12 protein-coding genes and 1 pseudogene are annotated in these 14,988 nt (G+C 63.5%); 3 read left to right on the top strand and 10 right to left on the bottom strand.

Features of this window, described 5'->3' with window-relative positions:
- Positions 1–83: 83 nt before the first annotated feature.
- Positions 84–1,109 carry a nucleotidyltransferase family protein gene (locus tag X750_RS161170; RefSeq protein WP_023732535.1) on the top strand — a complete coding sequence of 342 codons (1,026 nt, stop codon included), beginning with the start codon at positions 84–86 and terminating at the stop codon, positions 1,107–1,109.
- 17 nt (positions 1,110–1,126) lie between these two features.
- Here the strand turns inward: X750_RS161170 and X750_RS161175 are convergent, their stop codons facing one another.
- The 4 genes from X750_RS161175 to X750_RS01000000162590 all read right to left on the bottom strand — a co-directional run bounded on the left by X750_RS161175 (position 1,127) and on the right by X750_RS01000000162590 (position 4,042).
- A complete protein-coding gene (locus X750_RS161175; protein WP_023732536.1) occupies positions 1,127–2,122 on the bottom strand; it encodes an HPr kinase in 996 nt (331 codons plus the stop codon).
- Positions 2,119–2,553: a lasso peptide biosynthesis B2 protein gene (locus X750_RS161180; protein WP_023668789.1), complete on the bottom strand. Its 435-nt coding sequence runs from the start codon at positions 2,551–2,553 to the stop codon at positions 2,119–2,121. The genes X750_RS161175 and X750_RS161180 overlap by 4 nt, the downstream gene beginning before the upstream one ends.
- Positions 2,553–2,840 carry a PqqD family protein gene (locus X750_RS161185; protein WP_023684213.1) on the bottom strand — a complete coding sequence of 96 codons (288 nt, stop codon included), beginning with the start codon at positions 2,838–2,840 and terminating at the stop codon, positions 2,553–2,555. Before X750_RS161185 ends, X750_RS161180 begins: the two co-directional genes overlap by 1 nt.
- Positions 2,841–3,385: 545 nt before the next feature.
- On the bottom strand, positions 3,386–4,042 hold the full coding sequence (locus tag X750_RS01000000162590) for a DUF2259 domain-containing protein (protein WP_245260737.1): 657 nt from the start codon (positions 4,040–4,042) through the stop codon (positions 3,386–3,388).
- 358 nt (positions 4,043–4,400) lie between these two features.
- On the opposite strand from X750_RS01000000162590, the gene X750_RS161190 reads away from it, so the two are divergent.
- Together X750_RS161190 and X750_RS161195 are read left to right on the top strand one after the other, a co-directional pair.
- Positions 4,401–6,308: a propionyl-CoA synthetase gene (locus tag X750_RS161190; protein WP_023732537.1), complete on the top strand. Its 1,908-nt coding sequence runs from the start codon at positions 4,401–4,403 to the stop codon at positions 6,306–6,308.
- A gap of 71 nt (positions 6,309–6,379) precedes the next feature.
- Positions 6,380–7,081, top strand: a complete 702-nt coding sequence (locus tag X750_RS161195) for a metallophosphoesterase family protein (RefSeq protein WP_348524264.1) — start codon at positions 6,380–6,382, stop codon at positions 7,079–7,081.
- Positions 7,082–7,170: 89 nt separating this feature from the next.
- On the opposite strand, the gene X750_RS161200 is transcribed toward X750_RS161195, so the two are convergent.
- The 6 genes and pseudogenes from X750_RS161200 to X750_RS01000000162585 form a co-directional block, all read right to left on the bottom strand.
- Positions 7,171–9,549: a polysaccharide biosynthesis tyrosine autokinase gene (locus X750_RS161200; RefSeq protein ID WP_023732539.1), complete on the bottom strand. Its 2,379-nt coding sequence runs from the start codon at positions 9,547–9,549 to the stop codon at positions 7,171–7,173.
- Between the two features lie 190 nt (positions 9,550–9,739).
- Entirely contained in the window at positions 9,740–10,636 is an 897-nt protein-coding gene (galU, locus tag X750_RS161205) for a UTP--glucose-1-phosphate uridylyltransferase GalU (RefSeq protein WP_023668795.1), read from the bottom strand.
- A 75-nt stretch (positions 10,637–10,711) separates the two neighbouring features.
- Entirely contained in the window at positions 10,712–11,662 is a 951-nt protein-coding gene (locus X750_RS161210) for a glycosyltransferase family 2 protein (protein WP_023746628.1), read from the bottom strand.
- Positions 11,652–12,599: a glycosyltransferase family 2 protein gene (locus X750_RS161215; protein ID WP_023732541.1), complete on the bottom strand. Its 948-nt coding sequence runs from the start codon at positions 12,597–12,599 to the stop codon at positions 11,652–11,654. Before X750_RS161215 ends, X750_RS161210 begins: the two co-directional genes overlap by 11 nt.
- Positions 12,596–13,591 (bottom strand): glycosyltransferase family 2 protein, encoded by a 996-nt coding sequence (locus X750_RS161220; protein ID WP_023746627.1) that lies wholly within the window; start codon positions 13,589–13,591, stop codon positions 12,596–12,598. The genes X750_RS161215 and X750_RS161220 overlap by 4 nt, the downstream gene beginning before the upstream one ends.
- A gap of 44 nt (positions 13,592–13,635) precedes the next feature.
- Positions 13,636–14,819: pseudogene (locus X750_RS01000000162585) on the bottom strand (glycosyltransferase).
- Positions 14,820–14,988: the final 169 nt, after the last annotated feature.

Below are 14,988 nucleotides of genomic sequence, written 5' to 3'. Positions count from 1 at the left end.
TGCAACATACGCTCCTCTGAGTTGGTTGTTTGACGCAATTCCGGACGGGAATTGCTGATGTGGGCGAACGCAATCCGGGTTTGATGCTGCCATCTCTTGCGCCTGCCGATGAAAAACTGCTGCTGACCTTCGCCGACCCGGAGGCGCCGGCTGCCATTGGCCGTGACGTTGCTGCCGAAAGCTTGCTGGCACTGCTCGTCAATGCCGAGTTCCACGGCGTGCTTCCCATCATGCTGCGCAAGCTCAGCGAGATCGGCGACGCCCGACTGCCTGCGGACGCGGCCTTGCGGCAAAAGCTGTCGGAACTGCGTGATCAGTCGACGCTGGCGACCGGCCAGTCGATGCTGCTGCAATATCATGGCGACCGCATCATCAAGGGGCTCGCCGCCGCCAGCGTGCCGGCGCGCATCGTCAAGGGGCCTGTCTTCGCCCGCAAACTTTACCGCCACGCCGCCGACCGGCCTTTCACCGACATCGACATTCTGGTCGAGCCGGCCAGCATCGCCGCAGCCAACGCTGTGATTGCCGGATGCGGCTTTGAACTCTGGAGCGAGGAGACGCAGTCGCAGGACCTGCAGGAGTTCAAGTGGCTGGAGAAGGAGAATACCAGCCTGCTGATCGAACTGCACGGCAACCTGGTGCATGATTCCGGCATGCGGCGGCGGCTGTCGCTCGGCTTTCGCGAATTGCAGATCATCGACGGCAGCGAGGCCGACACGCCGGCTGCGCTGCTGACCATCGCCATTGTTCACGCCGCCGGCGGGCACAAGTTCCACCGGCTGCAGCTTTGCGTCGACGTGCTGCAGGGCGTGCGCGCGCTGCGGTCGCCCGCGGATGAAGACCGGCTTTTCGAGGCGGCGCGCATCAGCGGCATCGAGCTCGAACTGGCGACGGTTCTCAATGTGACGGGGCGGCTGTTTGATGCACCGCGCGCGATCGAACTGGCCGACCGCATCAAGCCCGACCTCTCGATATTTTTGGCCAAATGGCTGATCACCGGCGATACGCTGCTCGGCGTCAATTCCAGGGACAAGATGCATTCGCGCCTGCGCCGCGACGCCTTCCGCTGGATCCAGCGGCTCGCCAGGCCAAAGTCACGTTTTGCCTGAACTTGCCGCGCCGGCCGTCAGTCCGGCGCCGGCAGCGCGGCGCGGATCAACGGTGACGCCTCGGCCGGTTTTTCGCCGACTTCCAGGGTAAAGGTCGGGACGGCTTTGACCAGCGTTGCGATAGTTGCCATGCGGCGCCTCTGCGCCGGCAAAAGGCCGGTCATGCCGGTCCTGACATTGTCGGTGGCAAGCGCCACCAGGGCGTCTGTCCTGGTCATGGGCACGAGCCGGGTTTGCGCGTCCGCCGAGCGGGCGAGATGAAGCAGTGCCGCAACCGGTCTGCCGACAGTCTCCTCGATGCGGATGATCTCGGCGAGACGTTCCAGCGAGACGGCCTGCTCGCCATTGGCGTCCCATTTGTCGCCAAGGCAAGGCGCCACGAAGGGCAGCATTGCCGCCGTGTGGCGGTGGACCTTCACCTTGCGCGGCAAGCCCCAGGCCGTGATGCCGCCGCCGGCCAAAATCTTGAGGATCATGGCGTCATCAGAGCACAGGCCGAAGCCTTGCGACGCCAGCGCCAGCGACGTCGTCGACTTGCCGGTGCCGCTCGGCGCATGGATCAGCACCAGCGCCTCTCGGCCGGGCAATGTCAGGCCGGCGGTGTGCAGCATGTGCTGGTCGCCGGCATCAAGTGCTGCATCCAGCACCATCATCAGCACCGTCCATTTGACCTTGGCATCGGGATGGACTCGTATCTCGGCCCAGCCTCCATCGGCATTGATCGAGACGGTCTGCAGGCCGGGAAAGACCAGATGAACGGTGCCGCCACCGTCGATCAGCCGGCAATGGCCGTCCTCCGGCACGTCGCCGTCGAAAGCGAGTTTTCCGGCAGGCGATTCCGGTAACTCCCGCGTCTCGACGATGTCGACGCGGAAATCGGGCTCGGCCGGCCCGCTCACGCGCAACGTGCCGAGCATGAGGTCGAAGCTCGGCCAGAGATCGGCCCGCGAGGCCGATATGCTGATGACCTGGCCCTGGAGATCGTAGCAGAAGGTGGTCGCCGGACCGGTCAAGCAGCGTGTGCCTTTCCGGCATCGGCGTGATGGCGATAGATCTGGACCATGCCGGGGAGGCTGTCCGAGACCACTGGGCGGCCATCGAGACAGACCCAGCAATGAGCAGACATACGCGGCGCCTGCATCGACTTCGGATCGACGCCGAAGCGCAGATCCGGATCGAAGCCGGCAAAGCGCAGGAAGCGGTGGGCGAGCAGGCCCTCGCGCAGGCATCTGCGGTCGCGCATCAGCCAGGGGTGCCGGACGGTCCGGTTGACGGCAGCGACGATGTAGGCTGACGACAGGCCGCGATAAGGGGTGGGTGCGCTGAGCGGCGCCCATTTCAGCACCGATTCGAAGCTGCGGCGGCCGATCAGGGTCGGCATCAGCCGCGCGCTTGCCCATAAATGGACACGAAACAAAGCGCGCAGGAGAACGCCGTCCACCATCAGGGAGCCGGGTCGGCGAGAATGCCTTCGCTCACCAGTTCGGCGGCCAGCGCCGCCATGTCCTGGTCGAGCGTGCCCTTGTCGACCTCGAACTCGTCAGACAACAGGACGACGATCTGGTCAAGGCTGCGGGCGCCGTCCACCTTGTCGAGAAAGGCTTCGGTGGTGCCGTTGCAGGTGTAAAGCTGGCCGCTGCGCGCCAAGAGAACGACTGCGCCATCGCCGACATGCTGGACCGAGGCGTCGTCCGCGAGCCGCAGAACCATTTCAGAACCGATTTGGGCCATGGAGCCCCTCCACCATTTTCCTGGAGAGCAGATAGCGCGGCGATGCGGGTCTGTCCATTGCGCGGACGAGAGTGAGAACAGGCAGGCCTGACCGTTCTGTGGCAATCCGGCAACGCCACCATCCTCACGACACAGGCAACCGAAGCCTAATGGAGACATCCAACTTCAGATTGTGGTAACTTCCACATCGTTCAGAGCCTGAGAACAGGGAAGCACCCCAGAAATAGTCGGTGATTGCAGCTGGGAATCACCGCCGCAAACTGTCAAGCCAGCTATCTCGCAGGGTCAAGGTCTTGCTTTTCTTACCTAAAGTAAGCTATGGAGTCGCGGGGTTTTGGGAGAGCATTGGGTATGCGTTACAATTGGGAGCGGGCTCCGACCGCGTTCGAACGTCATCGAAAAGCATTGGCAGCCGCCATATTGATTGCGGGTGGCGTCGGGCTGATGCTGGCGGCCTTGCCGCTTTAAGAGCTTATATCCGACACGAACGCCCTGCTTTTCCGGGCGCATGAGCTTTTTCTGCCTGCCACAAGGGGGGCCGCAGCTTAGCGTGCCTGGCCGGTTACGGCGATGAAGCGGCGGTCGCGTCCTTCGAAGCCCTGGCTGAAGCGCTGCACCAGCACCGCCACTACCGCGGGCCTGCCGGGCGGGGTGTATTCGTAGGATTCCGACAGGCTGTAGGAAGTCGGGCAGTTGCGCGAGCCCGGCACGGCCTTGTCCTCGTGCAGCACCTTGAACGGCTTGCCGTCCTGCCCCTGCAGCGACAGGCGGAAGCCGCGGGCCTTGCCCGTCTTGTCCCCTTCAAGTGTCTTGTCGCCTTGAAGTGTCTTGTCGCCCGGAAGAACTTGGTCGCTTGGCTTCGCGTCATCAAAGCTTGCCGAGCAATCCTCCTTGCTGTCGGCAAGGATCTCATCGAGTTGGATGGTCGAAATCTGTGTTTCGCCATAGAACGGCGACAGCCATTTCTGCGCGGCCTGATCGAGGCGACGGATGTCGTTGTAGTCGACCGTGTCGTCCGGGAAGGTGAACCTGTCGGAGGCCGTGCGCGTGCCGCGCTCGGCGATGGCATATTTGGCCAGGATTGGCGCGGCCTGCTTTGCGGCCTGCGCCCGTGCCTGCTCCACCGTCGTGGTCGCCTCTTCCGATTCATCGAGGACAAGGATCGGCTTGCCGCCGACGAACTCGTCTGTGCTTGTGTCGATGATGTCGATCTGCGACCAGCCGGAAACGGCAGCGTCGAGCTCGCCATATTGCTCGAAGGCGAAATATTTGCCGTCGGGGGAAAAGCCGATGATGCGCCGCGGGCGGCATCGCCGGCCTGGGCGGCGAAAACGATCGTCAACAGCAGCGCTGCTCCAACGGCAGATCCAACCCCGTATCGTACCGTCATTGCGCGCCCTGCCCCGGTTTCAAACCCGGCCATGGTGCCTGCAATTTATGGCCAAGGCGAGATCGGCCAAGCCCCAAATTTCGGGAAAGACATGGCATTTGGGGAAAGACGTGGCCGGGAAAACCCGCATAGGCTATTGCAAGATAGAGAGTTTTCCCGAGGAGGGATGAATGGCGTCACGCTACCACGAGGTCTATGACGGCTGGAAACGCGACCCGGAACAATTCTGGGCCGATGCGGCCGAGGCGATCGACTGGTATTCGCCGTGGGCCAGCGTCTTCGATGCCAAGGCGGGCGTTTACGGGCGCTGGTTCAACGGCGCCAGCTGCAACACCTGCTTCAACGCTCTCGATCGCCATGTCGCAGGCGGCCGCGCCGACCAGATCGCACTTATCTACGACAGCGCGATTACCGGCACGGTCAAGAAATTCACCTATGCCGAATTGAAGCGCGAAGTGGTAGCGCTGACTTCGGTGCTCAAGAACCGCGGCATTCGCAAAGGCGACCGCGTCATCATCTACATGCCGATGGTGGCCGAAGCGGCGGTCGCGATGCTTGCCTGTGCCCGCATCGGCGCGGTGCATTCGGTGGTGTTCGGCGGCTTTGCCTCGCACGAGCTCGCCACCCGCATCGACGACGCCAAGCCGAAGCTGGTCATCTCCGCGTCCTGCGGCCTGGAGCCTGGACGTGTCGTGGCCTACAAGCCGCTGCTCGACAAGGCGATCGAAATGTCCCGCCACAAGCCGGACGCCTGCCTGATCCTGCAGCGCGACCAGCTGCGCTGCGATCTGAGGGAGCATTACGATATCGATTTTGCCGACGCCGTTGCCCGCGAGCGCGCCGCGGGCGCCAACGTCGATTGCGTTCCGGTGCTCGCCACCGACCCGCTCTACATCATCTACACCTCCGGCACGACCGGCCAGCCTAAGGGCATCGTGCGCGACAATGGCGGCCACATGGTCGCGCTCAAATGGACGATGGAAAACGAATTCGGCGTCAGACCGGGCGAAGTGTTCTGGGCGGCCTCCGATGTCGGCTGGGTGGTCGGCCATTCCTACATCGTTTACGGACCGCTGCTGCATGGTGCGACAAGCGTGCTGTTCGAGGGCAAGCCGATCGGCACACCCGACGCCGGCACCTATTGGCGGGTGATCGCCGAACACGGCGTGGTCGCGCTGTTCACCGCGCCGACAGCCTTCCGCGCCATCAAGGGGCAGGACCCCAAGGGCGAATTCGTGCCGAACTACGATCTGTCGAAATTCCGCACTCTGTTCCTGGCCGGCGAACGCGCAGACCCGGAAACCATCAAATGGGCGGAGCAGAAACTCAACGTGCCGGTGGTCGATCATTGGTGGCAGACCGAGACCGGCTCGCCGATGACCATCAACCCGGCGGGCCTCGGCCTGCTGCCGGTGAAATACGGCTCGCCCGGCGTGCCGATGCCGGGCTACGACATTCGCGTGCTCGACGATGCCGGCCATGAAGTGCCGCGCGGCACACTTGGCAATGTGGTGGTGAAACTGCCGCTGCCGGCCGGCTGCCTGCCGACGCTGTGGAATGCCGACGAGCGTTTCCGGCAAGCCTATCTCGAGGAATTTCCCGGCTTCTACAAGACGGCCGATGCCGGCATGATCGACGAGGACGGCTACCTCTATGTCATGGCGCGCACAGACGACATCATCAATGTCGCCGGACACCGGCTGTCGACCGGAGCCATGGAGGAGGTGCTTTCAGCGCATCCCGATGTTGCCGAATGCGCCGTCATCGGCGTCGCTGACGCTATGAAGGGCCAGGTCCCGCTCGGCTTCGTCGTGCTCAATGCCGGTGTGTCGCGCGATACCGCTGCCATCGAAGGCGAAGTGGTGGGGCTGGTGCGCGAACGGATCGGCCCTGTCGCGGCCTTCAAGACCGTGGTGACGATCAAGCGCCTGCCCAAGACGCGCTCCGGCAAGATCCTGCGCGGCACCATGCAGAAGATCGCCGACAAGGAAGAATGGACGATGCCGGCGACCATCGACGATCCCGCCATTCTTGACGAGATCACCGCGGCGCTCAAAGCCCGCGGCATCGGGGTCTGACGGCCCCAGTGGCGTTGTTTCAGCGGTCCAGACCTCCCCGGCCGGCGCCGCGCGAGCGCCTGGAAATGGATATGGACGACACCGTCGTCTACGCGATCGGCGACGTGCATGGCTGCTACAAGGAATTGCTGTCGCTGGAGCAGAAGATCCAGCTCGACGCGCTGCAATTTCGCGGCCGCAAGATTATCGTCATGCTCGGCGACTATATCGATCGCGGGCCGCAATCGGCGCGCGTGCTCGACCACCTCTTGGCTCTGCCGCCAACAGGGTTCCTGCGCGTCTGCCTGGCGGGAAACCACGAAGTGGCGATGCTGAACTATCTCGACGGCTATCTGTCGCGGGACCGCTGGCTGGCGGTCGGCGGCCTCGAGACGCTGTTTTCCTATGGGGTCGATCCGGCGCGGCTTGCCAGCCTCTATGCCTCAAGCGACGCGGTCGACCGGCGCGTGAAGGAAGTCATTCCGGCCAGCCATATCGACTTCCTGCGCAGCCTGCCGGTGCTGCTCTGTTCGGATAAATTCGTTTTCGTCCATGCCGGCATCAGGCCGGGCATCGACCTGGTCGCACAGGATGAGCAGGATCTGCTCAACATCCGCGACGAGTTCTTCAACGCCGCCTATCTGCTCGACCGCTTTGTGGTGCATGGGCACACGCCGGTCGATATCCCCAGGATTGACGGGCGAAGGCTCGGCATCGACACCGGCGCCTTTCAAAGCGGCCGGCTGACAGCGCTCAGGATCGCCGGTAAATTCGGCAAGCTGATCTTTTCCTGACCTGCCGTGCTTCTTCGTTTGAGCGTGATCCTTTCCGAAAACCGGATCCGCTTTTCCGGATCACGCTCCTTTTCAGGATCGCGCTCCGTTCAGGCGGCGGTCTTGGCCCGCACGTCCGATTTCTCCAGATAGTAGGTCGAATAGCGGTCGAAGAACTTTTCCGAGCCGCCGAGCGAGCCGTATTTCGGCAGCTTCTTCAGATCGACCTTGTTGAGCACCGCGCCGACGACCTTGCTTGCGACGTAGGGTTCCTGCTCCAGCAGCGAGCGCACCATGGCGCGCGGCGTGCGGCCCCATTCGGCAACCAGCACGAAGCCGTCGACCAGCGGCGCAAACGCCTTGGCGTCGACCACGGGGCCGAGCGGCGGCAGGTCGACGATGATGTACTCGAACGTCTCCTTGGCGTTGTCGATGAAGCGCCGCATGCCGGCCGACGACAGCAGCTCGCTGGTGTGCGAGAACTGGCCGCGCAGCACGGCCGGGATGATCGCCAGCTTGGTCTGGCGGTCGACCTTGCCGACCGACTGCCATGTCTGGCCGTTGACCACGGCCTCCATCAGCCCCTGCTCGGCCTCCATGCCGAGGTTGCGGCTGAGACCAGGATTGCGCAGATCGGCGTCGATCAAAAGCGTCTTCGAGCCGTTGGCGGCCAGCAATCCGGCGAGATTGGCGGCGACCGTAGACTTGCCCTCGCCGGGCAGGACCGAGACCACGCCTATGACCCGGCTGCCTTGCCCTTCCATGACGACGTCGAAGGCGATCTTGGCGTTGCGCAGCGTTTCGGAGAACATCGATGCCGGCGCATCGACGCTGACCCGCATGCGCGCCCGTTTCTCGACCGCCGACAATGTGTTGGCGCCTTTGGCATCCGCCGCACCGTCGTCGGCGTCCTTGCCGAGCCTGCCGCCGATCATCGGCAAATAGCCGAGGAATTTGAGGCCGACGCGATCGCGAATGTCCTCGCCGGTCCTGAAGAAGCGCTCGTTGAACTCATTCAGGCCACCAAAGCCGGCGCCAAGCAGCACGCCAAGCACCAGCGACAGCGCCAGCACCCTGGATGTGCGCGGGCTTGAGGCGGAAAGCGGCGTTGAGGCATCCGAGATGATGCGGACCTTGCCGACCGGGAAGGATTGCTGCTGCGAGGCCTCCTCGTAGCGGCTAAGGAAGGTCTGGTAGAGCGTGGTCAGCGCCTGCGCCTGCTGGTCGAGTTCGCGCAGTTTGACCTGGCTCTGGTTGTCGATGGAGCTCTTGCCGGCCGCGTCGGCGATCTTCTGCCTCAGTGAGGTCTCGCGTGAAAGCGCGACTTCATATTCATTGCGATAGCTTTCGGTCAGTTGCTTCAACTCGCCGAAAATCTGGGTCGACAGGTCGGCCTTTTCCTTGGCCAGCGCCACCGCCTGCGGATGGTCGGCGCCGAAATTGGCCGTCACGTCCTGCAGCCGCTTGGCCACTGCGAGATAGCGGGTCTTGAGCGTTGCAATGACGGAGCTTGCCGGCTGATCGCTTGAGATGGCGGAATCGTTGAAGGCATTGTCCGAGCCGCTTTCGACGATGGTCTTGTATTGCTGATAGCGGGCGCTGGCGCGCGCCGTATCGGCCTGCGCGACGATCAGTTGCGCGGTGAGATCGGCAATCTGCTTGTCGCTGATCAGCTGGCCGTCGCTGTTGGCGGCCAGACCATGCTCGGCCCTGAATTTCTCGACCGCCATAGCGGCCGCCTGTGAGTTCTGACGAAGCTCGGTCAGCCGGCCCTGCAGCCAGACCGCAGCGCGCTCGGTGGCGTCGAAGCTGGCATTGAGCTGGTCGGCGAGATAGGCGTCGGCATAGGCCTTGGTGATGGCGGTGGCGAGCGCCGGATTGGTCGACTGGTAACCGATGGCGAGCACATAGGAGCGGCCGTTGCGCTGCGCCAGCACCTCGCTCTGCAGCTTCAGCACGGCATAGTCGTGGCGCGCCGTCTGCATCATGGCCTGGCGTGTCGCCTCATCGACGTTTTCCATGCCGGGAATCTGCTCGGCGGAACTTGAGCGGAAATAGCCGATCACGCCGCGCACGAAGCCGATGCCCTTGACCAGCGCCGATTGCGGCGGGTTCATGAACTCTGCGTTCTGGTCGAGTTTCAGCTTGTCGACCACCACCGAGGCCAGCCGCGCCGAGGTGATGATTTCGATCTGGCTGAGCAGGGCGGCGTCGGTCTGCATGGTGACGGATGCAGCCGAGATGTCGTCGATGACCTTGTTCAGGCCTTCGTCGATCAGCACGCTGGCGACCGACATGTATTGCTTGGGCGTGGTCTGCAGATAGAGCAACCCCAGGAACAGGCCGATGATGGCGCAGACCGCCACCACCTTGACCTGACGCGCCGCCATGCCAAGCAGGCGCTCGACGTCGATGAAGTCTTCACCCTTTTCCTGATCGGGGTTGGGCAATGGCATCCTCTTGTCGAGAGGAAAGCTGGCATAATTCATCTTCGATCCAATTCTAGGTTACAGGCGCCGGAGCGAGACGGGTCAGGTCCCACCTCGTCCGAAGCTGCGGAGATCGGGGGCAAGATATGCAACGCAAGCTTCATGCCATCCGGCGCCGGGCCTGAGCGGCCAGGCGTGCAGGCATGAGCCGCGCCATCGTCCAAACGCATATGCCCTCGAAAGATGGGCATTATGCGGCCACTTCCTGACGCTCATGCGACCGCACGAACGCCTGCAGCATTTCCAGCACAGGTCCCTTCATGTCGTCGCGCGCCAGCGCGAAGGCGATGGTCGCCTCTATGAAGCCTTCCTTGGAGCCGCAGTCGAACATGCGGCCATTGAAAGGCTGGGCAAAGAAAGACTGGCTTTTCGCCAGCCGCACCATGGCATCGGTAAGCTGGATTTCGTTGCCGGCGCCGCGCTGCTGGTTGCCCAGCAGCGAGAAGATCTCGGGCTGCAGGATGTAGCGGCCGTTGATGTAATAGTTCGACGGCGCATTGGCCGGCGCCGGCTTTTCGACCATGGCAGTCACCTCGAAGCCGCTCCCTGTCTCGGCGCCGCGCCCGACGATGCCGTATTTGCTGGTCTCGCTGGGATCACAGCGCTCGACGGCGATCACATTGCCGCCGGTCTGCTGATAGAGATCGACTGTTTCAGCCAGGCAACCTCGGCGACCGAACGACACCATATCGGGGAGCAGCAGGGCGAAGGGCTCGTCGCCGATGACTTCGCGTGCGCACCACACCGCATGGCCGAGACCATGTGGCGACTGCTGGCGGATGAAGCTGGTGGCGCCGGCCACGGGCAGCATGCTTTCGAGCGCCTCCAGCTGGGTCTTCTTGCCGGTTTGTTCGAGCGTTCCAATCAGTTCGGGGTGCAGGTCGAAGTAGTCCTCGATGACAGCCTTGTTGCGGCCGGTGACGAACACGATGTGCTCGATGCCGGCTTCGAAGGCCTCGTCCACCGCATATTGGACGACCGGCCGGTCGACCACGGGCAGCATCTCCTTCGGAATCGACTTGGTTGCCGGCAGGAACCGTGTTCCAAGCCCCGCCACAGGGATGACTGCCTTCCTGATTTTCTTCATCGCAAATTCCTTCTGAGCAGATCGATTTCAGCCTGTTGCAGGCCACGAACAAACGTCTTCATGTACTCGCCCTCCTTACCTCTCCGCGCCGACGGCAAACTGCGCCGCCACCCTTTTGAGGCGGACGGCGATCGGCAGCGACATGTGCCTGACAGCCGCCGGATCACTTAGCGCGGTGCGTATCGCTTTCAACGGCGAACGCGCCTTGATGTGCTGGACCAGCGACAGGAACGATGCCGCCTTGCGCAGGCTGCGGGCGCGTTTGGCGAAGGCGGCCGCAGCAGCAGCGTCCATGGAATTGGTCTCGGCGAAGACCGCGTCGGCCTTGCGCATCGCCTCGATATGGTGAAGCTCGAGCACGCGCGAGATCGAGCCCGTGCGGATGTGGTAGATATAGCCGGTCGTCGGCTCGACGACGCATTTTCCGCTCTTGGCCAGCGCGTTGGCGAGCAGGATGTAATCCTCGCCTATGCTCAGACTTTCATCATAGCGAAGCCCGTTTTCGATCAGGAAACGGCGCTGGAAGATCGGCTTGAGATAGCCAAGGTTGAACGTGGATTCGAAAACGATGTTGCCAGCGATGTAGTCGGCGAGCGTGATTTCACGCAGGCCCTCCAGATATTTGGCGGGAAACATCGTCGCTTCGGCAATGCCGTCCTCGCGCACCACCTGGAGGTTGTCGACGGCGATTACAGCGCCCGCACTTTCGGCTCGCGCGATCATGGCGGCGAGCCGCCCGGGCAGGACGGCATCGTCGGAATCGAGCACCGCGACCCAGCGGCCTGTGGCGAGGTCGAGGCCGGCATTCCTGGCGCCGCCAGGGCCACGATTTGCCGGCAGCGCAACCACTTTGACGACATCTTTTGGATAGGCTCTTGCGACGTCGAGCGTGTTGTCGCGCGACTGGTCATCGGCGACGATGATTTCGACGCTGATATCGCGCTGGGCCATGGCGCTTGCGATCGCCCGGTCGAGCGTGGCCGCGGCATTGTGGGCTGCGATGACAAAGGAGACGTCAGGCTGCACGCTTGCCTCCTTGCTGCGGGGAAGACAGTCCGTATTGGCGAATTTCGCTGATACCGACCAGGCCGCTGACGACGCCGACATGCATGATGCCGCGCAGCACGCTGCGGTTGCGGCGGACCGGGCTAATCGCAGTCAACGCCGCCATGCCGAAGCAATAGGCGGCCTTGGCCGAGGCGAGGCCGACCTCCTTCGCCCGACGGACTGCGCCCGCATTGTGGCCAACAAGGTGGCCATGCGTCTGACCGAAGCGGAAGCGGCGGCGGCGCAGCCAGTCGAAAGCGGCTCGCGAACGCGGCACGACTTCCTCGACCAACGCCTCCGGCGCAAAGGCGATGCGACCGCCTGCCTTGACCATGCGGTCGAAGAATTCGGTGTCTTCGCCGCCGCTCTGGCCGCGCGCCAGGCTGAAACGACGGTCGCGCAAGCTGTCGGCGCTCATCCTCAAAAGGACGTTGCAGGTGTAGCCGGTGCGGATTTCGCCCTGCACCCAGACCGGCAAGGTCGAATGGAAATCGCCCTTGCGCATCCAGTCCGGCGCATCCGGGCGGTAGAGCGCCCGCACCGGACCGAGCACGGCCTCGGCGCCGCTTGTCTCCGCGATAGCAATCAGTTCGGCCAGCCATTGCCGGGAAGCGGTTTCATCGTCGTCGATGAAGGCGAGAAAATCGGCCGTGCTGGCATCAAGACAGGCGTTGCGGGCGACCGAGATGTTGCGCGCCGGGGCGTGCCGGTAGCGGACCACGAGCTTCAATTCGCTCGCCAGCGCGGTCACCAGCGGCTCGGCGGTCGGCTCGTCGTCATTGTCGGCGACGATGACGCCGATGCCGAAACCGGCAGGCATATCCATGGCAGCGAGCGACCGCAGCGTGTCGGCCAGTTCCGGCCGCCGGAACGTGCAGACGCAGATGTCGATTCGGCGGCTGTCGGCGACCATCATGCCACCCCGCGCTGCGATCGCGAGCCGAGCAGTTGCAGCCAAAACCCGAGCGACCAGCCGAAATGCATGACCATCGCCGAAATGCCCGCCAGCACATTGTTGGGATTGCGCTGGCTGATGGCGGTCACAGCGCCGTAGCCCAGACAGACCGAAGCCCAGACCAGCAGCGGCACCGCCGCCAGCCAGTGGATAAAGGAAAATACCGCGAGAAGGACGACCGGCGCCACCAGCAGCGGGATCATCTGCCGAACTTTCGGGATCATGCGGTGCTTGAGCACATTCTTGGCGCGGCCGCGGCCATAGCCGAGATATTGGAAATACAGGCCCTTCAGCGACGAACGCGGATAGTAGACCATCTGCGTCTTGCCGCTCATCCAGATGCGGTAGCCTGCCCGGCGCAGGCGGTAGTCGAGTTCGGCATCCTCATTGTGGCTGAAGGTCTCGTCATAGCCGCCGACCGCGGTGAAGGCCGAGATCCGCATCAGCGCGTGATGGCCATGGTCCACCCATTCGCCGGCGGAAAGGTGCCGGTGCTTGGAGCCGCCGGTGCCGAGCTTGGAATTCTGCGCCGCCGCGACCGCTTTCTGCACCGCGCCGCTGCCGCTGGTCAGCATCGAGACGACGACCGAATCGGCTGAAGTGGCGAGCGCCTCCTCGACCAGCCGGTCGCAATAATCGGCGGGATAGCCGCCATGGGCATCAATGCGGATCAGGTATTCGGCGCCGTCACCGAGGCTGGCGACGGCGAGATTGATCGCCGCGCTCTGGATACGTTTTGGGTTGTGCAGGAGGACGACCTGAGGGTCCTTGGCCGCAACCGCTTCGACAATGGCCAAAGTACCATCGGTGCTGCCGCCATCGGCAACGACGATGCGGGCGCCGAGCCTTAGCGCTGCCGGCCTGAGCTGCTCGAGCAACGCGCCGATATGGGCTGCCTCATTCAGGCACGGAATGACGATCAGGCTTGGCGGCAGCGCTTCGGTTTGCGTCATCGGCGCCTTCCCATGCTCTGTATTTTTCCCATCATCAGCCATCGCTAAGCCAGCGCTTCGGTGACGAAGGGACCGGGGACCGCCGCCAGACCGCGCAGCCTGTCGACAAAGGCGCGGCAGTCGCTGCCGTCGTAGCTCCAGGTTCGTGGGTTGCGGGCCAGCACGCGCGCCTTGGCCTTGCCGAAGTGCTCCTGGTCCATGCGGCCGAGCGCGGTTTCCAGGATTTCGGGCGTGGCATCGGAAAGCAGGATGCCAATGTCCTGCTGGTTGAGAAAGCGCCCCGTCTCGGTANCGTCTCGGTATTGCCCATCGAGATCGGTACGGCGCCGAAGCGGCAGCCCTCATAGAGGCGGTTGGGCAGCAACCATTCCGAATTCTGCCCTTCCTCGAAGAAATCGATCGCCCAGGAAAAATGCACTTCGCCGTAGATCGCGGCCATGTCTTCCGGGTTGCGGTAGGGGCCACGAAAGGAGAGATAGGGTTCGGCCTCGACAAAAGCGTGGAAATCCGGGAATTCCGAGAGTGCCGGACGGCCCCGGAGGACGACCTCGAAGCGCCCGCCCTGACGGCGCGTGAAGTCGGCCAGCAGCTCCAGCGAGCGGCGGCAGCGCAGCGCGCCGAACCAGCCGATGCGCCACGGGGGTGCTGCAGGGTTTTCGGCCTTTGACCTGTCATCTAAGGCGATCGGCGCGGTTTCGAAGTATTTGTTTTCGACCAGTTCCACCGGTGCGGCGACCTGCCGGAACGGCTTGAAATAATTGGCGATGAAGGCCGGTGAGCTCGTCACCAGAAGCTTCACGTCGCGGGCGAGATAACGCTCCGCTGTGCGCAGCGCTTTGCCCAGCATGTCATTGCGCAGCACCAGGCGATGGATGTCGAGGCATTCGTAGACGATCGGCACGCCGCCGCGAAAGGCGGCCTTGGCGCGCCTGGCCAGCGCCAGCATTTCCAGATTGCGCGCGATGATGAGGTCGGGCTTCGGCATCGCCGCAAGCTTCGAGCCTATCGACAGCGCCGCCTTGGCGACCGCCGCCAGACGCTGGCCGAATCGGCCGTCACGCGTCGCGCCGAGGTCGACCGGCTGCAGCCCCTCGACGTCGGGAACAGCATTTGTGGTCCGACGGAAGCCGGCCAACGTGACCCGCGCGCCGCCTGCCTTGAGCATTATGATCCGCCGGCGCACCGCCGGGTCGGAAACATCGTGCACAAGGTACAAGACATGCAGCATGAAAACTCGACCGCTGTTGGCCCACCCACGGGAATGCTAACCCAGCTTTTGCTGCATCGCAACATTTTTGGTGCGCCGTAGCATAAGCGCACGTTTTTTGTTGCACTGCAAAATTGATGCGTTACCCTCCGTCGGGCTTGAGCGCCGCTCTGACTGGTCACCCAGCCCG

This window comes from Mesorhizobium sp. LNJC391B00 (assembly GCF_000502535.1).
Classification (GTDB): domain Bacteria; phylum Pseudomonadota; class Alphaproteobacteria; order Rhizobiales; family Rhizobiaceae; genus Mesorhizobium.
This window is presented reverse-complemented; position numbering and strand designations above follow the sequence as displayed.

What these genes read in the sequence shown, in the direction of transcription:
- X750_RS161170 (WP_023732535.1), top strand. Translation starts at nt 84, where the DNA reads ATGCTGCCATCTCTTGCGCCTGCCGATGAAAAACTGCTGCTGACCTTC.
- X750_RS161180 (WP_023668789.1), bottom strand. Translation starts at nt 2,553, where the DNA reads ATGGTGGACGGCGTTCTCCTGCGCGCTTTGTTTCGTGTCCATTTATGG.
- X750_RS161185 (WP_023684213.1), bottom strand. Translation starts at nt 2,840, where the DNA reads ATGGCCCAAATCGGTTCTGAAATGGTTCTGCGGCTCGCGGACGACGCC.
- X750_RS161190 (WP_023732537.1), top strand. Translation starts at nt 4,401, where the DNA reads ATGGCGTCACGCTACCACGAGGTCTATGACGGCTGGAAACGCGACCCG.
- X750_RS161195 (WP_348524264.1), top strand. Translation starts at nt 6,380, where the DNA reads ATGGACGACACCGTCGTCTACGCGATCGGCGACGTGCATGGCTGCTAC.
- X750_RS161200 (WP_023732539.1), bottom strand. Translation starts at nt 9,549, where the DNA reads ATGAATTATGCCAGCTTTCCTCTCGACAAGAGGATGCCATTGCCCAAC.
- galU (WP_023668795.1), bottom strand. Translation starts at nt 10,636, where the DNA reads ATGAAGAAAATCAGGAAGGCAGTCATCCCTGTGGCGGGGCTTGGAACA.
- X750_RS161215 (WP_023732541.1), bottom strand. Translation starts at nt 12,599, where the DNA reads ATGATGGTCGCCGACAGCCGCCGAATCGACATCTGCGTCTGCACGTTC.
- X750_RS161220 (WP_023746627.1), bottom strand. Translation starts at nt 13,591, where the DNA reads ATGACGCAAACCGAAGCGCTGCCGCCAAGCCTGATCGTCATTCCGTGC.